Annotated in this window: 15 protein-coding genes and 1 pseudogene; 10 read left to right on the plus strand and 6 right to left on the minus strand. The window is 64.0% G+C overall.

Features of this window, described 5'->3' with window-relative positions; translation table 11 throughout:
• Window positions 1-10 precede the first annotated feature (10 nt).
• Window positions 11-1,060, minus strand: a complete 1,050-nt coding sequence (locus ACVW1B_RS38090) for an amidohydrolase family protein (RefSeq protein ID WP_253604995.1) — start codon at window positions 1,058-1,060, stop codon at window positions 11-13.
• 143 nt (window positions 1,061-1,203) lie between these two features.
• Window positions 1,204-2,148, minus strand: coding sequence for an EamA family transporter (locus tag ACVW1B_RS38095; protein WP_253604993.1), 945 nt, complete (start codon window positions 2,146-2,148; stop codon window positions 1,204-1,206).
• A 90-nt stretch (window positions 2,149-2,238) separates the two neighbouring features.
• Between ACVW1B_RS38095 and ACVW1B_RS38100 the strand changes: the two genes are divergently transcribed.
• A complete protein-coding gene (locus tag ACVW1B_RS38100; protein ID WP_253604991.1) occupies window positions 2,239-2,862 on the plus strand; it encodes a CGNR zinc finger domain-containing protein in 624 nt (207 codons plus the stop codon).
• Window positions 2,863-2,874: 12 nt separating this feature from the next.
• Here ACVW1B_RS38100 and ACVW1B_RS38105 read toward each other — a convergent pair whose 3' ends face one another.
• Window positions 2,875-3,702 (minus strand): MBL fold metallo-hydrolase, encoded by an 828-nt coding sequence (locus ACVW1B_RS38105; RefSeq protein WP_168858233.1) that lies wholly within the window; start codon window positions 3,700-3,702, stop codon window positions 2,875-2,877.
• 228 nt (window positions 3,703-3,930) lie between these two features.
• On the opposite strand from ACVW1B_RS38105, the pseudogene ACVW1B_RS38110 reads away from it, so the two are divergent.
• A pseudogene (locus ACVW1B_RS38110) lies at window positions 3,931-4,828 on the plus strand (alpha/beta fold hydrolase).
• Here the strand turns inward: ACVW1B_RS38110 and ACVW1B_RS38115 are convergent.
• Together ACVW1B_RS38115 and ACVW1B_RS38120 are read right to left on the minus strand one after the other, a co-directional pair.
• On the minus strand, window positions 4,812-6,329 hold the full coding sequence (locus tag ACVW1B_RS38115; protein ID WP_253604988.1) for a permease: 1,518 nt from the start codon (window positions 6,327-6,329) through the stop codon (window positions 4,812-4,814). The pseudogene ACVW1B_RS38110 and the gene ACVW1B_RS38115 overlap by 17 nt on opposite strands.
• A complete protein-coding gene (locus tag ACVW1B_RS38120; protein ID WP_253604987.1) occupies window positions 6,326-7,078 on the minus strand; it encodes an ABC transporter ATP-binding protein in 753 nt (250 codons plus the stop codon). The genes ACVW1B_RS38115 and ACVW1B_RS38120 overlap by 4 nt, the downstream gene beginning before the upstream one ends.
• Window positions 7,079-7,373: 295 nt before the next feature.
• On the opposite strand from ACVW1B_RS38120, the gene ACVW1B_RS38125 reads away from it, so the two are divergent.
• From ACVW1B_RS38125 to ACVW1B_RS38150, 6 genes are all read left to right on the plus strand, one after another.
• Window positions 7,374-8,249 (plus strand): branched-chain amino acid ABC transporter permease, encoded by an 876-nt coding sequence (locus ACVW1B_RS38125; RefSeq protein WP_028336612.1) that lies wholly within the window; start codon window positions 7,374-7,376, stop codon window positions 8,247-8,249.
• 10 nt (window positions 8,250-8,259) lie between these two features.
• A complete protein-coding gene (locus ACVW1B_RS38130) occupies window positions 8,260-9,411 on the plus strand; it encodes a branched-chain amino acid ABC transporter permease (protein ID WP_016846829.1) in 1,152 nt (383 codons plus the stop codon).
• Window positions 9,408-10,166 (plus strand): ABC transporter ATP-binding protein, encoded by a 759-nt coding sequence (locus ACVW1B_RS38135; protein ID WP_028336610.1) that lies wholly within the window; start codon window positions 9,408-9,410, stop codon window positions 10,164-10,166. Before ACVW1B_RS38130 ends, ACVW1B_RS38135 begins: the two co-directional genes overlap by 4 nt.
• 10 nt (window positions 10,167-10,176) lie before the next feature.
• Window positions 10,177-10,956: an ABC transporter ATP-binding protein gene (locus ACVW1B_RS38140; RefSeq protein WP_018269124.1), complete on the plus strand. Its 780-nt coding sequence runs from the start codon at window positions 10,177-10,179 to the stop codon at window positions 10,954-10,956.
• Window positions 10,957-11,095: 139 nt separating this feature from the next.
• Complete coding sequence (locus tag ACVW1B_RS38145) at window positions 11,096-12,934, plus strand: AMP-dependent synthetase/ligase (protein WP_225163333.1); 1,839 nt, start codon at window positions 11,096-11,098, stop codon at window positions 12,932-12,934.
• A gap of 81 nt (window positions 12,935-13,015) precedes the next feature.
• Window positions 13,016-14,215, plus strand: coding sequence for an ABC transporter substrate-binding protein (locus tag ACVW1B_RS38150; protein ID WP_050382511.1), 1,200 nt, complete (start codon window positions 13,016-13,018; stop codon window positions 14,213-14,215).
• Window positions 14,216-14,343: 128 nt separating this feature from the next.
• On the opposite strand, the gene ACVW1B_RS38155 is transcribed toward ACVW1B_RS38150, so the two are convergent.
• Window positions 14,344-15,096 (minus strand): transglutaminase-like cysteine peptidase, encoded by a 753-nt coding sequence (locus tag ACVW1B_RS38155; RefSeq protein WP_253604985.1) that lies wholly within the window; start codon window positions 15,094-15,096, stop codon window positions 14,344-14,346.
• Between the two features lie 595 nt (window positions 15,097-15,691).
• Here ACVW1B_RS38155 and ACVW1B_RS38160 point away from each other — a divergent pair.
• Window positions 15,692-19,858, plus strand: a complete 4,167-nt coding sequence (locus ACVW1B_RS38160) for a VCBS domain-containing protein (protein WP_253604984.1) — start codon at window positions 15,692-15,694, stop codon at window positions 19,856-19,858.
• Between the two features lie 100 nt (window positions 19,859-19,958).
• The gene (locus ACVW1B_RS38165) at window positions 19,959-22,193 is read left to right on the plus strand and encodes a CHASE2 domain-containing protein (RefSeq protein WP_253604983.1); all 2,235 of its coding nucleotides are present in this window, start codon (window positions 19,959-19,961) and stop codon (window positions 22,191-22,193) included.
• Window positions 22,194-22,221 lie beyond the last annotated feature (28 nt).

Genomic DNA, 22,221 nt, shown 5'->3' on the forward strand with positions numbered 1-22,221 from the left:
AGTCGAGAGTTTACCCGATATCGAGCCGATAGACATCCTTTGCCGTCTTCAAGAACAACGCCGTCTTTTCGGCTTCGCTATATTGTGATGCAAGCCGTTTAAAGGTGTTGAAGATGACCTGGTAGCTGCATTGCCCCTTATCAGGTGGGAAGTTGCTCTCGAACATGCAACGGTCCGGACCGAACGCCTCGATGCAGGTCTCGACATAAGGCCGCCAGGCGGCGGCAAGTTCCTCCGACGAGGGCGGCCTGGGGCGGAGGTGGAAGTCGTAGCCGAGCAGGCACATCGCCAGCCCGCCGAGCTTGACCACGACGTTCGGGCATCTGGCGATCTCCTGGATCGACGCCTTCCAGACCGGAAAGGTCTCCGCGCGCTTGCCGGCGAAGCGGCCGGTGCCGACCGGGCCGCCGCAATGGTCGAGCACGATCCTGGTATCGGGAAAGGCGCGGGCGAGGTCGGTCAGCTCGCTGATCTGCGGGTGGAACAACCAGGCATCGAAGCTGAGGCCGAGCGGTGCCAGGCAGGCGAACCCCCTACGAAAGGTGGAGTCCAGCAGAATGCCCTTCGGTCGGTTCGCGTACATGTGGGCGACGTTGGGGTCTTCATCCCAGGCCGAGGAGTGGCGGATGCCGCGGAACCGGCCGTTGCCGGCGGCAATCTCCGCCTCCAGCACCGCCTTGGCCTGATCGCCGATCAGAAGGTTAACGTGGCTGACGATGCCGGCGCAGATCGCCGCCTTGCCGTAGCCGCCGCTCGCCGCCATCGCCGCGACGCCGTTGGCAAACTCGACCTCGCCGACCGGACGGAACGCCTCCGGGCCGTCGCCGCGGTACATCGACCGGCAATCGACATAGACGGTCGCCACGATGTTGTGGCCGGACGCGATGTCGTCGCGCATCTCCTCGATCAGATAGCGCAAGCCCCCGCGATCCCAGAGATGGTGATGCGGATCGACGATCGGCCGGGCCGGGTCGATGATCTCCTCGGTGTATTGGGCGAGCCAGTCTTCACGCGGATTGGCATAGAGCCCGCTGGCGGAGGCGGGCAGAGTGCTGGCCATCGATGATGCTCCCTGTTCTTGCTCTTGTCGGCCGCCGATACCATGTCGGCTTTGGGGAGGATAACGAGCCGCACGAGCGCGTCAAACCCGGGCCTCTGCCTGACCTCTGCCTGAGGAGGCATGCGTACGTCTGCGCGTGCCGGTCAACCCGACCGTATTGCCGGTCGCGACCATGTCATCGACTGAGCTTGCCTGGCCGACGCCGGCGATGCCTGCTCGGCGCGCCAGGTGATGATGACCGAGGCGATGACAAGAAGCGCTCCAAACAACATCGTGACGGAAAACGGCTCGCCCAGAATCAGCGTGCCGAGCAGCACGGCGATGATCGGGTTGACGAAGATGTAGGTCGAGACCATGAACGTCGACACATTGTCTAGCAGCCAGCGAAATGCCGTGAAGCCGATGACGCTGCCGGCGATGGCGAGATAGATCACGGCCGCGAGCGAGGGCGCCGAAACGCCGCGCGGCGAGAAGCCTTCCAGTTCACCGGACGCAAGACTGATTGCAAACAGGACCGCGCCGCCGATCGACAGTTGCATGCCTGACGACAATGTTGGCGAACCATGATCCGAAGTCCGGCGCGACAGCACCGTGCCCACCGCCCAGGAGAACGCCGCAGCGAGCAGCAGCAGAATGGGAAGGATACTGAAATGGCCCTGTTCGGCCGATTGCCAGCCCACGATTGCAACACCAGCAAGGCCGGGCAGCAATGCGGCGAGCGTCATGGTCGCGGGACGCCGGGTTTGCGGATACAGGAAATCGATGAGCAACACCCAGAACGGGATCGTAGCCAGCATGATCGCGGCGATGCCGGACGGAACCGATTGCTGGGCATAAGCGAGAACACCATGGCAGCCGACGAAGAACAGCACGCCGCAAAGTGCTGCGGTCAGCCAGTTCCACCGCGAAACACGCGTGACGTCCGCCCCGTTCAGCGCGATCAGGATCAGGCCGCCGCCGAGCGAGCGAAGGCCCATCAGCAGGAACGGCGGGATCGACTTCAAGCCGAGCGCGATCGCGAAGTAGGTGGAACCCCAAAGCAGATAGATGGCGGCGAACGCGCCGACAATCAAAAGGCGCTTGGACATACGAGGCTCCCGAGCTAGATTCTAACCCCTTAATGGGTTATCAAATCCAACCCATTAAGGGGTTATGCGTTCCGGAGGAGTTGCTGGACCATGCCGCGCGTTCCTTCGGCTGAGGCGTCGTCCCGGGAAGAGCTCAGCATCAAGTTCGTCAATACCGTCGCATGGCGTCTCCGCGACCTGGTTGAGGATCGGATCGCGACCTCGGATTCCATCCTGAAATGGCTGGTCGATGCCGAACTGGCGGATCGCCGGATCGCCGCGCAACTCAGGGCGCGATGGAAAGCCTCACCGCACGAGGCCGATGCCTTTCTGAATGCGGCGCATGGTCTGCGCGAGGCGCTCTACAGGATCTTTATCGGCCGCATCGGAGGCGGCCGGATCGATCCGACGGCGCTGGCCGATATCAACCGATACCTCGAAGCCGCGTTGGGCGGTGTTGCGCTCGGACCTGTCGGCGACACCCTGCGGTGGCTGCCGACAGCCGGGAAAGTTGCGCCCGAGACGCTGCTCAAGCCGATCGCATGGTCGGCGGTGAGCCTTCTGACCGGGCCCCGTGCGCTGAGGGTGAAGCAGTGCCAGGATGAGCGGGGTTGCGGTTGGTTGTTCGTTGACGAGAGCCGTACCCAGAACCGGCGGTGGTGCTCGATGGGCGATTGCGGCAATCTTGCCAAATCGCGGCGGCACTACCGGCGCAGCCAGGCGGCGGAGGAATGAGTGCGTTGAGCCTCACACCCCATCGAGGATGATCACCGTCGGCGTCGCCGGCAGGGTGTCGCGCGAAATCCGCAAGGTGCGCTCGCCGCCGCGGCGATCGATCTCGAACTGCTGGCCGATCAGGCGCATGAACTCGTCGAGCGGGGTGGCGAAGCGGTGCATCGGCAGCACGACGGCGGCGCGCAATCGCCTGGTGATCTCGGAGATGCCGTCGAGCGACATCGTATAGGTGCCGTCGATCGGCACCATCACGATGTCGAGCCGGCCGATCGCGGCGAAATGGCTGTCGTCGAGTTTGACGTGGAGGTGGCCGAGATGGCCGATGCAGAGGCCGGCGACCTCGAAGATGAAGATCGAATTGCCGTCCTTGATCATCTCGCCGCCGGAGTCTTCGCCCCAGTAGCGGCGGATGTCGGTGGTGACGTTGCGGATATAGACGTCGCCGATGCGCATCGCGTAATGCGCGGCCTGGCCGTTCTCGCCCCAGCCATGCAGCACGTGGGGAATCTTGGGGTCGGGAAACAGCGTGTAATGGGTCGCGTGGGCCCGGTTCATGGTCGCGACGTCGGGCAGCCGCCCGGTCCGATAGACGCCGTTATAGTCGGTCGCGATCCGGATGCCGCCGGGCGTGTCGATATAGTAGGTCGAATGGCCGGCATAGGTGATCGCGACTTCGTCGGACTTGGTCGCGTTCTTGTCCGCGACGCGGCGGTAGCTCACGGGGACGGCGCGCGGCGGCGCATTGGCCATCGCCAGGCATTCGCTGCGCTGGGCGTCCTGCGCGAAGGCGTGACCGGTCAATGATCCCAGCAAGACCAGCGCGGCGAGCAATCTCAGCATGACCTGTTCCGTCTGCGGCGGCATCCGCGGACGGAAGAGTAGCGCGCAATTGGCGCGCCGTCATGATGAGGCCCGTGCATCGCTCCATGGCGCGGGCTGCAACACGAGCCGGGCGATTATTGCGTCGGGACACGCTAGGATGCCGCGCAAACGATCGAGATCAGGGAGTTCTGCGTGACTGATACCGTCTCTTCGCAGCGCGCGCCTTCGACCAAACGGCTCGAGCCATTGCGCCATGTCGAGGCCGGTGTGCTCAACATCGCCTATTACGAAGCGGGGCCCCTCCATTGGGCCGGCCGTGCTGCTGATGCATGGCTTCCCCTACGACATCCATTCCTATGTGGACGTCGCGCCCATGCTGGCGGCGCAAGGCTGTCGGGTCATCGTGCCCTATCTGCGCGGCTACGGACCGACGGCGTTCCGCGACAAGGCGACGCCGCGCTCGGGCGAGCAGGCGGCGGTCGGTGCCGACATGGTGGCGCTGATGGACGCGCTCGGCATCGCGCGCGCGGTGTTCGCCGGCTATGACTGGGGCGGCCGCGCCGCATCGATCGGTGCGGCGCTGTGGCCGGAAAGATGCATCGGACTCGTCTGCACCAACGGCTACATGATCCAGGACATCGCGCATGCAATGGTGCCGGCGCCGCCGGATCGCGAGGTGCCGCTTTGGTATCAGTACTACTTCCAGCTCGAGCGGGGGCGGGCGGGGCTTGCCGCCAACCGGCGCGGCATCGCCAAAATCCTGTGGTCGCAATGGTCGCCGGGCTGGGCGTTCGACGACGCCTGCTTCGAGCGGACTGCGGTCGCGTTCGACAATCCTGATTATGTCGACGTGGTGATCCACAGTTATCGGCACCGCTACGGCGTTGTCGATGGGGATCCGCAATATGCGGATTTGCAGCGGCGGCTCGACACATTGCCTGTCATCAGGGTCCCCGCCGTCTCGCTCGACGGCGCCGATGACGGCGTGACGTTCGCGACCGACGGCAGTCGCTCTGCGGCAAAGTACACCGGCCGCCTTGCCCATCGCCTGATTCCGCATGCCGGCCACAATCTGCCGCAGGAAGCGCCCGAGGCGTTTGCCGCGGCGGTGATCGAGGTGATGAAGGCTAGCGCCGCGGGCTGATCTTCCAGGCGATGACAAGCGTCAGCAGCGTCAGAATGCCGCTGACCAGCGCGGCCGTCGGGATTGTCAGGGCCAGTGCCGCGGTTGCGGCCCAGCCGATCGAGGAGAAGGCTTCCGCGAAGGTCGCGATACGGGAGGAGGTTTGGCGCCGGCGGAACTGGCTGCGCTTGGCCTGCGCGCGGAACCAGAGCTGGACCGCGGCGGCGGATGCGGTCGCGATGAGGATTGCGATCGCCGTGACCGCGGCCTGCCCTGGCGAGGCAAACGCCAGCGCGGCCACCAGCGGGGCGAAGATTGCGGCGATCGCGATCAGGACCACCTCGACCTTGGCGCGGGTCACGCGTGACGGCGGCAGCGGCGCGGTCGCCACCAGATCGGGCGCGTCCTCGCCGGAGATGGTCAGCCAGGCGAGCCCGCCGGCGAGCTGGCCTGCGGCCATCACGATGACGGGCGTAATCAGCACGATCGCGGTCGACGTACCGGAGAAGCTGCGCCACAGCATCAGCGCCGGCGGCAGCAGATAGAGCATCTGCATCAGGGTCTGCGACAGCAGCCACGGATCGCGGCGCAGCAGCAAGAATTCCTTGCGCCGCAGCGCCTGCTGCCGCGAGCCCGCCCGGAACGCGCGGGCGCGTCCCCGCGTCACCGCAGCCGGATTGGCGGCGACGCTGGCGACCGTATCGGCAAACCGCGGTGCGAATATCGCCATCACGCCGCCGAGCATCACCAGCGCCGCGGCGAGCAGCAGCATCATGATTTCGAGGTCCCCGAGCGATGCCCGCGCCGGCCACCACAGCAGGCTGCCGAGGGCGGGGGCAATTCGCGCCGCGGTTTCCGAGGTCAGGAAGGCAAAGCGCGACAACGTGCCGTAGGACAGCACGGCCACGACCTGCAGCGCGATGACGAAGCCGGCGCCGATCACGGCGGAGACGACCTGCGCCACCAGCCGCGTCCGGCTCGGCCCGATCAGGCGGAACAGGAACGCGGTGACGGCGATCGCGGCGGCTGCCGCCGACAGCCCGATCGCAAGGACGACGCCGAAGCCGGCGAGCCACCGCGGGCCGCCGAGATAGACCAGCACGTCGATGAACGGCGTCGACAGCAACAGCGCCATGCTGCTCACCGTCAGCGCGATCGCGGCGATCCGGATCGAGAAGATGTTGGTGAGTTTTGCCGGCGACGACATGATCAGATCGAGATCGGCGCGGGCGTAAAACACGCGCGTCACCGACTCGATCGCCTGCGAGAGCATCAGCGCCCAGGCCAGGAAGATCGTCGCGGTCAGCACGATCAGCGACGACGGGTCGAGCGGAAACCGCAGGTCGGCATAGCGGTTGACCACGGCATAAGCCGGCAGATGCAGGATCGCCGCGAAGATCAGAAGGCCGATCACGGCGCGATTGCGCCGGCGACGGCCGCCGGTCATCATCGCCAGCCATTCGCGCCACGCCAGGCGGAATTCGTGCCGCGCGAACCAGGTGAGGTGGGCGACCGAGCTCACGCGGCCGCCGCTTCGGTATCGACCAGCGCGATGAACATGTCCTCGAGGGTGGTGTCGTTGCGGCCGTTCTGCGCGCGCAGCTCGGCCAGCGTGCCCTCGGCGATCAGCCTGCCGGCCGCGATCACGCCGATCCGGTCGGCCATCCGCTCGGCGACTTCGAGAATGTGGGTCGTCATGATCACGGTGCAGCCGGCGCGGACGCGCTCCTGCAGCAGTCCCTTGACGTGGCGCGCCGACAGCGCGTCGAGGCCGGTCAGCGGTTCGTCGAGAATGATCAGGCGGGGATCGTGCACCAGCGCGCCGGCCAGCGCCACCTTCTGGCGCATGCCCTTGGAGAAGCCTTCGCAGCGCTCGTTGAGATGCGGCTCGAGCCCGAGCGACATCAGGAGATCGCGCGCCGAGCTCTCCGAGGTGCGCGGATCGATGCCCCACAGGCCGGCGACGAATTCGAGATATTCCAGCGGCGTCAGCTTGTCGTAAATCATCGGCTCGTCGGACACCCAAGCCATGATCTGCTTGGCGGCGACCGGATCGGCGAGCGCATCGATGCCGAGGATCGACACCGAGCCGGCATCGGGCCGCAATAGCCCCGCCACCATGCGCAGCGTCGTGGTCTTGCCGGCGCCGTTCGGTCCGAGCAGCGCATAGAACTCGCCGATACGGATCGTGAGATCGAGCGCGTCGACCGCCGGGCGATCAAAACGCTTGGTTAACCCTCGCACGGCGAGTGCGGACAGTTCAGGTGTCATGGCGTGGTGGCGATCCGGAATTTCGCTCGTCGGTTGCGCAAAGCTTGGACAAAAACCGTTTCGGTGCAGTGAATCGCACGGGGCAAATCAAAGGTGATATCCGTATTAGTCCGTGCTGCGGCAAATCTCCGCAAATGTGATGATACAGCGACAACAGCGGTTTGTTGACAGGGATCGGGCCTTTTGGCTCAATCGGGGCGGACATAGGCGGCTTTCGGCGCTCCAGACACAAGGGCGTGAAGGCGGGATGCAACGAGCGATCGGATAAGAATCGCCGGGCATCGGGGAGGGAACGATGCTGGACTTTGTTCAGCAGCTCGTCAGCGGCATCGCGCTCGGCTGCGTTTACGGCCTGATCGCGCTCGGCTTCGTGCTGGTCTACAAGGCAACCGAGGTCGTCAATTTCGCGCAAGGCGATTTGATGATGCTGGGCGGCTTTTTCGCCTTCACCTTCATCGGCATGCTCGGGCTGAATTACTGGGTCGGGTTCGCCGGCGCGGTGATCTGCATGGCGCTGTTCGGCATGCTGGCCGAGCGGCTCGTCGTGCGGCCGATCCTCGGCTATCCACAGTTCTCCATCATCATGGCGACGATCGGGCTCGGCTATTTCCTGCGCTCGGTCTCCGGCATGATCTGGGGCACCGACGACTTCAAGATCGAGACGCCGTTCAGCCAGGGCGTCCTTCGGATCGGCAGCCTGGTGCTTGCCTACGACAAGCTGTCGGTGATCGCGGCGACCATCATCCTGTGCGCGCTGCTCTATCTGTTCTTCAACCGCACCACGCTCGGCACGGCGATGCGCGCCAGCTCCGAGAACATGCTGGCTGCCTATTACATGGGCATTCCGGTCAAGCGGGTGGTCTCGATCGTCTGGGCGATCTCGGCGGCGGTCGCGACCTGCGCCGGCGTGCTGCTGGCGCCGATCACCTTCATTCATTCCAATGTCGGCCTTGTGCTGGGGTTGAAGGCGTTTCCGGCCGCGGTGCTCGGCGGCTTCGGCTCGATCCCGGGCGCCGTGGTCGGCGGCGTCCTGATCGGCGTGATCGAGAGCATGGCCGGCTTCTATTTGCCGCAGGGATGGAAGGACGTCGCGCCCTACATCGTGCTGCTCGCGGTGCTGCTGCTCAAGCCCGAGGGCCTGTTCGGCCTTCACGTCCGCAAGAAGGTCTGAGGAGCGACACATGCGGTTTCTCTTCAAGACCGATTACGAAGACGACATCAAGCTGTTCCCGCATTCGGGCTACATCTATTCCTACGGCCTGTTGCTGGCGGTGCTGCTGATCGCGCCTTACGTGCTCTCAAGCTATCTGATGAGCCAGCTTGTCTTCGTCTGCATCTACGCGACCGTCGGCGTCGGGCTCTTGATCCTGACCGGCTTCACCGGACAGGCCTCGCTCGGCCATGCCGCGTTTCTTGCGATCGGCGCCTATACCGCCGCCTATCTGCAGCAGTTCAACGTGCCGTTCCCGGTCTACTTCCTCGCCGCGGGGCTGTTGACCGGCGTGGTCGGCGCGCTGGTCGGATTTCCGGCCTTGCGGCTGCAGGGCATCTATCTGGTGATCGCGACGATCTCCTTTGCGTTCATCGTTGAGGAGATCCTGGCGCGCTGGGAAAGCGTCACCAACGGCAATGAGGGCATGCGGGTCAAGACCATGCAGCTGCTCGGCACCACGGTGTCGCGCGACGGCCCGACCTTCTATTACCTCTGCCTTGCGGTGCTGGTGCTGACCATCGTCGGCACGCTCAATCTGCTGCGCTCGCCGACCGGGCGCGCCTTTGTCGCGATCCGCGACAGCGAGACCGCGGCGCGCAGCATGGGCATCAATGTCGCGCTCTATAAGGTGAAGTCGTTCGCGATCTCGGCGGCGATCACCGGCTTTGCCGGCGTGCTGTTCGCGCACAAGCTGTCCTTCATCTCGCCCGAGATGTTCACGCTGCAGCTTTCGATCGAGTTCATCATCGTGATCCTGATCGGCGGCACGTTCAGCCTGCACGGTGCGGTGCTGGGCGCGATCTTCCTGGTCATGATCGATCCGTTCCTGACCTATCTGAAGGACGATATGCCCGGCGTGATCGGCGGCATTGCTGCCACCCTCGGCGCCGGCACCGAGCGCGCGGGCCATATCCAGGACGCGGTCGCAGCCTTCGCCTCCGCCAACGGACTGAAGGGCGCGATCTACGGCATCATCATCGTGCTGTTCGTGCTGTTTGAACCGCTCGGACTCTATGGCCGTTGGCTCAAGATCAAGCTCTTCTTCCAGCTGTTCCCGCTCTACAAGCGCGCCACCTTCAAGCGGCAGAAGATCTATGTGAAATCGGAGCGGAACAGATGAGCTATTTCCGCGCCGAGAACCTGTCGCTGCATTTCGGGGGCCTCAAGGCGGTCGATGCGGTCAGCTTCGCGGTCGAGAAGGGCGAGATCCTCTCGATCATCGGGCCCAACGGCGCCGGCAAGAGCTCGATCTTCAACCTGATCTCGCGGATCTATCCGCCGACCTCCGGCAAGATCTTCTTCGAGGATCAGGACATCACCCAGGAGCCGGCCTACGATATCGCGAAACTCGGCATCGCCCGCACCTTCCAGAACATCGAGCTGTTCGAGAACGCGACCGTGCTGAGCAATCTCCTGGTCGGCCGCCATCGCCATTCCACCACCCGGCTGTGGCAGGAACTGTTGTTCCTGCCGAGCGTTCGTGCCGGCGAGAAGGCGCATCGCCGCCGCGTCGAGCAGGTGATCGAGTTCCTCGATCTCGAGCCCTACCGCGACAAGCTGATCTCGGGACTGCCTTACGGCGTGCGCAAGGTGATCGAGCTGGCGCGGGCGCTGTGCTCGGAGCCGAAGCTGATCCTGCTCGACGAACCGTCCTCCGGCCTCAATGTCGAGGAGACCGACGACATGTCGTTCTGGATCCGCGACATGAAGAGCGAGCTCGGCATCACCGTGCTGATGGTCGAGCACGACATGACGCTGGTCAACCGCGTCTCCGACCGCGTCATCGCGCTGAACTACGGCCGCGTGCTGGCGATGGGCTCGCCGTCCGAGGTGCAGCACCATCCCGACGTCGTCGCAGCGTATCTCGGCGCATGAGGATGATGCCATGAGCACAGCGGACATCATCCTGAAACTCTCCAACATCGAAAGCTATTACGGGCCGATCATGGCGATCCGCGGCATCAGCCTCGAGGTGCCGCGCGGCCGGATCGTGACGCTGCTCGGCGCCAACGGCGCCGGCAAGACCACGGTCCTAAAGACGATCTCCGGCATCCTCGACCCGCAGAAGGGCTCGATCGAATTCCTCGGCAAGCCGATCCAGCGCATGGAGGCCGACCGGATCGTGAGGCTCGGGCTGAGCCACGTGCCGGAGGGGCGCGAGGTGTTTCCGTTCCTGTCGGTGCGCGAAAACCTGATGATGGGCGCCTATCTGCGCAAGGACCGCGACGGTGTGGCGCAGGACCTCGAGCGCGTCTACGGCTATTTTCCACGGCTGAGGGAGCGGCTCGGCCAGCCGGCCGGGCAGCTTTCGGGCGGCGAGCAGCAGATGCTGGCGATCGGGCGGGCGCTGATGAACCGGCCGACGCTGCTGTTGCTCGATGAGCCGTCGCTCGGGCTGTCGCCGATCCTGGTGAAGGAGATCTTCACCATCATCCGCCGCGTCAATGAGGAGCAGGGCATGTCGATCCTGCTGGTCGAGCAGAATGCCAAGATCGCGCTGGAGACGGCGCATTACGGCTATGTGCTGGAGATCGGCCGCGTCGTCATGAACGACACCTGTGAGCGTCTGATGAATTCACCCGATATCCAGGAGTTCTACCTCGGCGCCAAGGAAGCCGGTGCGCGCGGCGAGCGGCGTTGGAAAAAGAAGAAGACGTGGCGTTGAGAATGACTGGGCGCTGGCAAGGGCGCCCAGGAAGGTTTGGCACTGAAAGAGAGTTGGAGCTAGATTTCAGGCCAGTTTCGCCAACAAGACCGGCAACACAAGCCGGCGCGTGAGACCGGCGGCAGAGGAGGGAGCGCGCATGGCCGGACCAGCGGTGCTGACGGTTGCCGACACGATCGCGAGGAGCTTTCTGCTCGCGGTTCAAACGCGTGGCGACAGGCCCGCGATCCGCGAGAAGAAGTTCGGCATCTGGCAACCGACCAGCTGGCGCGAATGGCTGCAGATCTCCAAGGACATCTCCTACGGCCTGCATGCCACAGGCTTCCGTCCCGGCGACGTTGGCTCGATCATCGCCAACGCGGTGCCGGAATGGGTCTATGCCGACATGGGCATCCTATGCGCCGGCGGCGTCTCTTCCGGCATCTATCCGACCGATTCGGCGGCGCAGGTCGAATACCTCATCAATGATTCCCGCACGCGAGTGATCTTCGTCGAGGACGAGGAGCAGCTCGACAAGGTGCTGACCTGCCGGTCGCGCTGTCCGACGCTGGAGAAGATCGTCGTGTTCGACATGGAGGGCCTCTCCGGCTTCTCCGATCCGATGGTGCTGTCGCTCGCGGAATTCACGTCGCTCGGCCGCAATCATGCCTGGGGCAATCCGGCGCTGTGGGACGAGATGACCGGCAGCCGCACCGCCTCCGATCTCGCGATCCTGGTCTACACCTCCGGCACCACGGGCCCGCCCAAGGGCGCGATGCACTCCAACCGCAGCGTGACGCACCAGATGCGCCACGCCAACGATCTCTACCCCTCGACCGACAGCGAGGAGCGGCTGGTGTTCCTGCCGCTCTGCCACGTCGCCGAGCGGGTCGGCGGCTATTACCTCTCGCTCGCGCTGGGATCGGTGATGAATTTCGCCGAGAGCCCGGAGACGGTGCCGGACAATCTTCGCGAGGTGCAGCCGACCGCGTTCCTCGCGGTGCCCCGGATCTGGGAGAAGTTCTATTCCGGCATCACCATCGCGCTGAAGGATGCGACCCCGTTCCAGAACTGGATGTATGCCCGCGCGCTCGCGATCGGCAACCGGATGACCGAGTGCCGGCTGCAGGGCGAGACGCCGCCACTGTCGCTGCGGCTCGCCAACCGCGCGGCCTATTGGCTGGTGTTCCGCAACATCCGCCGCATGCTCGGGCTCGACCGCTGCCGGATTGCGCTGACCGGCGCCGCACCGATCTCGCCGGATCTGATCCGCTGGTATCTCGCGCTCGGCATCGACATGCGCGAGGTCTACGGCCAGACCGAGAATTGCGGCGTCGCGACCATGATGCCGGCGGATCGCATCAAGCTTGGCTCGGTCGGCAAGGCCGCGCCCTGGGGCGAGGTGATGATCTGCCCGAAGGGCGAGATCCTGATCAAGGGCGACTTCCTGTTCATGGGCTATCTCAACCAGCCGGAGAGGACTGCCGAGACGATCGACGCCAAAGGCTGGCTGCACACCGGCGACGTCGGCACGATCGACAATGAAGGCTATGTCAAGATCACCGACCGGATGAAGGACATCATCATCACCTCCGGCGGCAAGAACATCACGCCGTCCGAGATCGAGAACCAGCTCAAATTCTCGCCCTATGTCTCGGATGCGGTCGTGATCGGCGACAAGCGGCCGTATCTCACCTGCCTGATCATGATCGACCAGGAGAATGTCGAGAAATACGCCCAGGATCACGACATCCCCTTCACCAATTACGCGAGCCTGTGCCGCGCCCGCGAAATCCAGGATCTGATCCAGCGCGAGGTCGAGGCGGTCAACGTGAAGTTCGCGCGCGTCGAGACCGTCAAGAAATTCTATCTGATCGAGCGCCAGCTCACGCCCGAGGACGAGGAGCTGACGCCGACCATGAAGCTGAAGCGCAGCTTCGTGAACAAGCGCTACGCGGCCGAGATCGCCGCCATGTATGGCGAACGCGCGGTGGCATAGCCGAGGAGAAGGAAATTGGCGAGGGAGCGAGCAGGCCCGACCCTTCGCTCAACATGGGCCTTTGTTAAGGAGGAGACTGCAATGTCGAAATCGCTGAAGGCGCTGGGCCTTGCGGTGAGCGCGCTGGCGCTGACCTGTCTGCCGGCCGCAGCCCAGACCAAGGTCACCAATGAAGGCATCTCGCCGACCGAGATCGTGATCGGAACGCATCAGGACTTGTCCGGCCCGATCAAGGTCTGGGGCGTTCCGGTGTCCAACGGCATGAAGATGGCGGTCGAGGAAATCAACGCCGGCGGCGGCATCAACGGCCGCAAGATCAAGATGATCCTGGAGGACAACGGCTACGATCCGAAGAAGGCGGTGCTGGCGTCGCAGAAGATGGTCGAGCGCGACAAGGTGTTCGCGATGATCGGCCCGATGGGCTCGCCGACCGTGCTCGCCGCGCAGGACATCCTGTTCGATGCGGGCGTGTTGCAGCTGTTCCCGCTGACGGCCGCCGAATTCACCTTCAAGTTCGATCCCGCCAAGCCGCAGGAGCGGCTGAAGTTCAACAACCTCCTGCCCTATGTCGAGAGCACGCGCGCCGCGCTCAAATACATGATGGAGTGGAAGAACTTCAAGAAGCCCTGCATCATGCATCAGGATGACGAGTACGGCAAAAACGTGCTCGACGGCTTTACCCAGCAGCTTGGCGCGATGAAGGTGCAGCCGGCATCGGTCACGAGCTACAAGCGCGGCGCCTCCGACTTCTCGGCGCAGGTCGCCAAGATGAAGGCCGACGGCTGCGACCTCGTCGTGCTCGGCACCGTGATCCGCGAGACCATCGGCGCGATGAACGAGGCCAAGAAGCTCGGCTGGGACGTGACCTTCCTCGGCGCCACCCCGACCAACGTGCTCGAAGTGCCGGCGCTCGGCAAGGAAGCCGTCGAAGGGCTCTATGCGGCCTCGGGCTTCGAGATTCCCTACGAGGACACGGCCAAGGGCAAGGTGAAGGACTGGCTGGTGAACTACAAGAAGATGTTCAACACCGACGCCAATACCCAGGCGATCATCGGCTACAACGCGGTGATGACCTTCGCCTTCTACGCGCAGAAGGCGGGCAAGGATCTCTCCGGCCAGAAGATGCTGGACTCGCTGGAGTCAGGCGACAAATTCCTCGACATCTTCAGCTCGCCGCCGACCAAGTTCTCCAAGACGGATCATCTCGCCAACACCATCACCCAAGTGCAGCAGGTCAAGGGCGGCCGCTGGGTGCTGGTGAAGGATAATCTGATGTTCTGACGGGCAGTCGCTCATCTGGATTCAGTCGTCATTGCGAGGAGCGAAGCGACGAAGCAATCCATCTTTCCGCGGAGGGATGGATTGCTTCGCTTCGCTCGCAATGACGGGAAAGTATGTCTGGCCGGCTCTTAGTTCGTTCGCGCCGCCGGCCGCCAAGCGGCCTCGGCGACGAGCGGGGCGTCGACATAGCGGCTGACGCCGTGCTGGTCGATCACGAAGGTCGGCCGAAAACTCCTGATGTCGCTGTCCTCGATCATCGCCATGCGGCGGTTGTCGAGCGTCAGCCAGCGGCCGTCGAGCCGCGCCGCGACCACCGCATGGTCCTCGCCGCCGACGAGGTCATGCAGGACGACGATCCGCAGATCTTCCGGCGCCACGCCGGCCTTGCGCAGTGCCACCAATTTCGCGATCGCATAGTCCTCGCAATCGCCGCTGCCGCGGGCGAAGGTGGAGAGCGGCGTCGCCCAGACGTCGGGCTCGCCATAGGCCGCAAGATCGCTGCCCGGACGGATCGCAAGGTTGATCGCGCGGTTGATCTCGCCGAGCCGGGCGCGACCCTGACGCGCCCGTCCGGCTTCGACGATCGCCAGGAATCGCAGCGCCGCCGGCGACGCACAGCTGGCGCGGTCGCTCTCGCAGGCTGCCAATTGCTCCAATTCGTCGGCGAGCCGGCGCTGCACGCCGAGCCATTTGTCGTGCAGGCCGCCGTCGGCAAGCAGGCTGGTCGTCAGGCCGAACGGCTCGGTCGATTTTCTGATCAGCGTCGCCGGACCGGGCGAAAGCAGCGAAGCGGCATTGAGCTCGGCAACCGGCGCGGCCAGGGCCAGGCCGAAGCCCAGCATGACGGCGCGCAGCGCAAGCGGGCGAAGCGAGAATCTCATCCGACACCCCCTGTCCGCTCTTCGGCGGGTGGACATTGCACCGCGCACGCGACCGGATCGTTTCATGCCGGGCAGCATGGCGAACGATCCCTTCGAATCGACTTAAGATGTGGGGAATCAGGGGAAGAGGCTAAAGGGCGCCTGCTTGGGGTCCCGAAAACTTTACCGGTTTGTGAAAGGAAGCGGCGAACCTTTTTCCACTGCTTTGCAACTCATCCTTGCCCTCTGGTTAACCCGGCCGGTCCGCGCACGGGACTGCTGTGATTTGTAAGCTAAGTCACAGCTTTGGCCGGGAAATTGGGGTCAAATGCCCGCTCTGGGCTAAGGGGAAATAGAGGCAAGTACAGAAATGCCAATCAATACCACGAATACGTGGCTCAGTACGTATCTTGGCTTAAATCCCACCTTATGGTACCGTCAGGCGAATCCGAACTACACGGCTCTTCACAGCGTGAGCCAAGTCACATCCAGTCAATCCGCACAACAGGGCCACCTTGCGCAAGCACAGAGTGGTTTCGCCAAGCTTTATCCGATGATATGCAGGCATAATCATTCGGATATTTTAACAATATTAACTCTCGTGCGGTGATCCGCAGTGAACTTTGTCGAGAAATTCGACGGCCTGTTGCCGAACACGGACGCTTATGCCCGTGGATATGTGCACGTCGACAGTGTTTCCACGCATGCTCCGCCCGGCGCGATCATCGTCGACGACGGGCAATTGCTGTTCACCGGCGACTTCAAGCGGACCGGGCTCGACCTCGTCATCGCGAAGGACGATCGGGAACTCGTCCTGCACGACTATTTCAAGGGCGAGAAGCGCGCGCCGCTGGCGTCGCCTGACGGCGCGCATCTCACCGGCGATCTCGTCAACGCACTCACCGGCCACACCCAATATGCCCAGGCCGGCGGCGCGGCGGAGCCGGCTAAGGTCATCGGCCATGTCACCAAGCTGACCGGGAACGCCACGGCAATCCGCAACGGCGTCGCGATCGTCCTGAACCAGGGCGATAACGTCAACAAGGGTGACGTGGTGCAGTCCGGCGGCGACTCTACGCTCGGCATCACCTTCATCGACGGCACCGTGTTCGGTCTCGGACCGAACGCCAAGATGGTGCTGAACGAAATGATCTACGACCCGAACGGGTCGAGCAATACGTCGCTGATGAGTCTGGTCTCGGGCACGATCTCCTTCGTGGCCGGCGCGACCGCCAAGCACGGCGACATGAAGGTCGATACGCCGGTCGCGACCATGGGCATCCGCGGCACCGCGGTGCTGGTCGAGATCGATTTCGACGTGCAGGGCACCGGCGGCGTGCCGCCGGCCAAATTCCAGGTGCTGGTCGAGCCCGATGGCAGCACCGGCTCCTACATCCTGTTCGACAAGACGACGCTCAATCCGATCGCGACCGTCGATCAGGCCGGCACCCAGACCATCGTCAACGGTCAGGGCAGCGTCAGCTTCGTCTCGTCGGCGCAACTGTCGACCGATGCGCAGAAGCTGATCTCCGACGTCTTCGCGCTGAAGTTCACCGACAACAACAATCCCAACACCAAGCTCACCACCAACTTCACGGACAGCGTCGTCCCGGTATCGAGCAGCTTCAAGCTCACCAGCAGCGACAGTGGCGCGCCGATCATCATTCTGCTGACCTTCGTCAACACGACCGGCCCTCAGGCCGGTGGCGTTCCCAACAGCAGGATTGACCACATCCCGGGGCCGCCGCAGGTCGTGACCCAGGACGCGGCGTTCACCGAGCGGCCGGGGCTGACCCAAAGCGGGCTGTTCGACACCGCGACGGGCCAGATCAAGTGGCTGGACCTCAATGTCGGTGACATACCGAGTGCGAAGGTCGACTATTCCGCGTTCAGCTACCGGGACGCCGACGGCAGCGACGTGACCTCATCGCTGACGGCAGCGCAGCTTGCTGCCATCAAGACCGTCGAGATCCCGTTGCTGCTCGAGCCCGATCCGAACAACAAGAATGCCGGTTCGGCGACCTGGACCTACAACCTTGCCGACAGCGCGTTCGACTTCCTCGCTGCCGGAGAAACGCTGACGCTGACCTATGTCGCGCGCGTCGATAACAATTTCGCACCGAACAACGAGACCACGTTCAAGACCTTCACGATCACGATCACCGGCACCAACGACACGCCAGTGGTGACGTCCTCGGCGCAAGCCGGTTCGATCACCGAACTCGCAGCAACGACGAATTCCGCCCAGCCTGATACGGCGCACGGCACGCTGACATTTACCGATGCGGATCTGACCGACACGCATACGGTCACCATCACGGGCGTCACCGAGGCCGGCGTCACCGGCGGACTTGCCAGCCACGCCACCGTACTGAGCTGGCTGTCGCTGGGCGCGCTGACCGATTCGACCGATGGCGTGACGGGATCGCGCTCCTGGACGTTCTCGGCCGCCGACAGGAGCTTCGACTATCTCGCCACCGGCGAGACGCTGACACTGACCTACACGGTCGAGATCGACGACCATCAGGGCGGCGTCATCACGCTGCCGGTCACCATCACGATCGTCGGCACCGACGACAGGCCGGTGATCACCTCGCCGACCCAGGCGGCCGCCATCACTGAAGCCGAGGAGACGACCGGTTCGGTTGTGCCGGATACCGCATCCGGTACCGTGACCTTCGTCGATGTCGATCTCAGCGACATCCACAGCGTCACCGTGGCTGGCGTCACCGAAACGGGCGTGACCACGGGGCTTCCCGATCAGGCGACGATACTGGGCTGGATGTCGCTCGGCACGCTGACGGATTCGACCGGCGGCGTAACCGGATCGCGCGCCTGGACCTTCTCGGCCGCCGACAGGAATTTCGACTATCTCGCTGCTGGCGAGACGTTGACGCTGACTTACCTGATCCAGGTCGACGACCACCACGACGGTGTCGTCACCCAGCCCGTCACCATCACCATCACGGGCACCAACGACGTGCCGACGTTCACGTCGGAGCCGCCGACCGCCACGGTCCCCGAGATGATCGGCGAGACCGGATCGATCAAGCTCGACGTGGCCCAGGGCGCGGTGACATTTGCCGACGTCGATCTCAGCGACACCCACATTGTGTCCATTACCGCCGTCGCGGAATCCGGAACGACCACAGGCCTGCCTGAGGACGAGTCCACGATTCTGAACTGGCTCTCGCTGGGGACGCTGACCGATTCGACCGGCGGGGTCGCCGGATCCCAGGCCTGGACCTTCTCGGCCGCCGACCGCAATTTCGATTATCTTGCCGACGGTGAGACACTGACGCTGACCTATACGGTCGAGGTCAATGACCATCATGGCGGCGTGATCAGCCAACCGGTGACGATCACGATTACCGGCAGCAATGACGCGCCGATCGTCACGTCGGCACCTCAGGCGGCCATCATCCCCGAACAACCCGATACGACCGGTTCATCGACGCTGGACAGCGCATCCGGCACCGTGACCTTCACCGATGTGGATCTCAGCGACACCCACACCATGACCATCACCGGCGTCGCCGAATCCGGGGCGACGACGGGCCTGCCCGACGAGGCCACGATCCTGAACTGGCTGTCGCTGGGGACGTTGACGGACGGGACCGGCGGTTCAATCGGATCGTCGACCTGGACGTTCTCGGCCGCGGACCAGAATTTCGACTATCTCGCCCTCGGCGAGACGCTGACGCTGACCTACACGATCCAGATCGACGACCACCATGGCGGCATCATCAACGAGCCTGTGACGATCACGATCAACGGCGCCAACGACGCGCCGATACTCGCCGACGTCAATGCCGGCACGCTCACCGATACCGCCGATAACGACACGTTCGGCACGCTGACCGGCACGCTCCATGGCAACGACGTCGACCATGGCGAAACCGCGACGCTGACTTATGCCGCGCTCAATTCGGACCACACTGCGGTCACGCAGATCGCGGGCCTCTACGGCTCGCTTACCGTCAACCCGGACGGCACCTACAGCTATGTTCCCGATGCTGCCGCGATCAACGCGTTGGGCAAGGGCACCTATGCCGACACGTTCGATGTGGAGACGATCGACGCGCATGGCGCCGTCGGGACCGCGAAGCTGACGATCGACGTGATCGGCGCCAACGACGCGCCCGTGATCCACACCGACAACGTCAGTATCACCGAACATCCCAACGGGACCGAGACGATCTCCGGCCTGACCGTGACGGACGCCGATGCGACGGCCGACGAGACTTTCACCATGGCCGCGGCGACGACGCCCGGTGCGGGCAGCAGCGTTGCACCTTCGTCGCAGGAGGGGCTTCTCTCCAGCATCAACACCGCGCTTGGATCGCCGGGCCTCATTTACAACCCCGGCCAGACAGCTCCAGCGACCGACACGATCGCGCTCTCCGTGACCGATGGCCATGGCGCAACCGATACGGTCAACCTGATCTTCAACGTCCAACAGGACCGGCCCGAGCCCGTGATTCTGACCGGGACCAGCGACAAGGACGTGTTCTTCGGGTCGGGTTATCAGGACAAGTTCGTGTTTGCGCCGAACTTCAACCACGACACGATCCTGAACTTCACGCCAGGCGAGGACCAGATCGACCTGTCCACGGTCGTCTCGGCAAGCACCTTCAGCACCTGGTTCGATCAGCATGTTGCGACATCGCCGACCAATTCAGCGGACACGCTGATCACGATCGACAGCGCAGACACGATCACATTGCACAATGTCGCGAAGGCGAGCCTGTCCCAGAACGACTTCATTATTCATTTTACGTGACGGACGCCCGGCCGTGCCGCCGGGGGGCTGGTCCGGCTGATTGTGCACTGCGCATGCTTGCTCGATTGGAACAATTCTGCGCGCGTGATATCCAGATGGCATGAAACGGCTGAAGGCGATACGTAGGTGGTTCGCACGGCGCTTCGGCTACGCGCGGCTGGTCTGCGTGGCGCTGTTGATCGGCATTGCTGCGCTGCGGATCGTGGATCCGGCTCCGGTTCAGGAGCTTCGCGTCAGGACGTTTGACACATTCCAGGCGCTGCAACCGCGCCAGAAGACCGCGCGGCCCGTCACCATCGTCGACATCGACGAAAAGAGCCTCGCCGATCCCCGGCTCGGACAGTGGCCGTGGCCACGGACCCGGCTCGCCGACATCGTCACCAATCTCACCCGGCTCGGCGCCGTGGTGATCGCGTTCGACGCGGTGTTCTCCGAGCCGGATCGTCTCAACCCCGATATCGCCGCCGATACGTTCAGCAGCCTCGATGAGGAGATGCGCGCGAGGCTGCGGCAACTGCCGAGCAACGACAGCATCATGGCCGAGGCCATCAAGAACTCGCGCGTGGTGCTCGGCGAATCCGGCGGGCCCAACGTCCGCGCCGACCTCAACGAAAAGCTTCCGGTCACCGGACTTGCGATGCTCGGTGAGGAGCCGCAGCCTTTCATGTACATGTTCCCGGGGCTGCTGCGCAACGTGCCGGTGCTCGAGGAGGCGGCTGCCGGGCGCGGCCTGTTCACGATCAGGCCGGAGCGCGACGGCATCGTCAGGCGCGTGCCGATGATCATGGTGGCGCAGGGCATCACCATGCCGTCGCTGAGCTTCGAGATGCTGCGGGTGGCGAGCGGCTCCGGCACGATCCTGATCAAGGCCGACAAGGCCGGTATCAAGAGCCTGGGTCTCAAGGGCTTTGCGATCCCGACCGATCTCCACGGCCAACTCTGGATCCACTACGCCCGCCGCGATCCCTCGATCTATGTCTCGGCGGTCGATGTGCTGGACGGGCGCGTCTCACCGGACCGAATTGCCGGCAAGCTGATCGTGATCGGCACCTCAGCAACCGGGCTGAACGACATCAAGACGACGCCGGTGACGCCGGCGATGCCCGGTGTCGAGGTCCATGCCCAGGTGCTGGAGAGCGCGTTGACCGGCGATGTCGTTTCGCAGCCGAATTACGGCATCGGCATCGAGTTCTTCGCCGCGCTGATCATGGGGCTCCTTGTCATCGCCTTCGCGCCGAAGTTCGGTCCGATCACGTTGGTCGCCGTCGGCGGAATGTTTGCCTCGGTGCTGATCGGCACCTCCTGGTATTTCTATTCCCAGCACCGGCTGCTGATCGACTTCACCTATCCGCTGATGTCGACCACGGCGATCTATCTCACGCTGATCTTCTCCGCCTTCGTGCGCGAGCAGCAGCAGCGCCGCCAGATCAGGTCGCAATTCGTGCAGTACATGTCGCCCGCGCTGGTCGAGCAACTGGCGCAGTCGCCGGAGCGGCTGGTGCTCGGCGGCGAGGAACGCGAGATGACCATCATGTTCTCGGACATGCGCGGCTTCACCTCGATCTCGGAAACCTACAAGAGCAATCCGCAGGGCCTCACGGCGCTGATGAACCGCTTCCTTACTCCGCTTTCCAACGCGATCCTCGCCCGCAAGGGCACCATCGACAAATATATGGGCGACGCCATCATGGCGTTCTGGAACGCGCCGCTCGATGACAAGCAGCACCAGCTTAACGCCTGCGATGCGGCGCTCGACATGCTGGAGCGCGTCGACGACCTCAACCGGGAGCGCGAGCAGGAAGCGAAGGACGGCGGTCACGTCTATGTGCCGCTCAACATCGGTGTCGGTCTCAACACCGGCTCCTGCGTGGTCGGTAATATGGGCTCCGATGTGCGCTTCGACTATTCGGTGTTCGGCGACAGCGTCAATCTGGCCTCGCGGCTCGAGGGACAGTCCAAGGAGTACGGCTTCCCGATCATCGTGGGATCGAAGACCGCGCTCGCGGTGAAGGAGAAGTTTGCGATCCTCGAGCTCGACTTCATCATGGTCAAGGGCAAGAAGGAGCCCGAGGTGATCTATGCGATTGCCGGCCGCGAGGATGTCGCGAACTCCGGCCGCTTCCAGCGGCTGCGCAACCTGACCATCGAGATGCTCGCCTGCTACCGCAGCCGCGATTGGGACGGCGCGCTCGCCGCGATCGAACGCGGCCGCAAGACCGACGACGGGCAGACGCTGCAATATCTCTACCGCCTCTACGAGGCGCGCATCCACGCCTTCCAGAAGGAGCCGCCGCCCGACGACTGGAACGGCGCATTCGCGTTGACGACGAAATAGCCGACGCAAGCCCGCTGTCGTCCCGGTG

Source organism: Bradyrhizobium sp. USDA 4502, assembly GCF_054063355.1.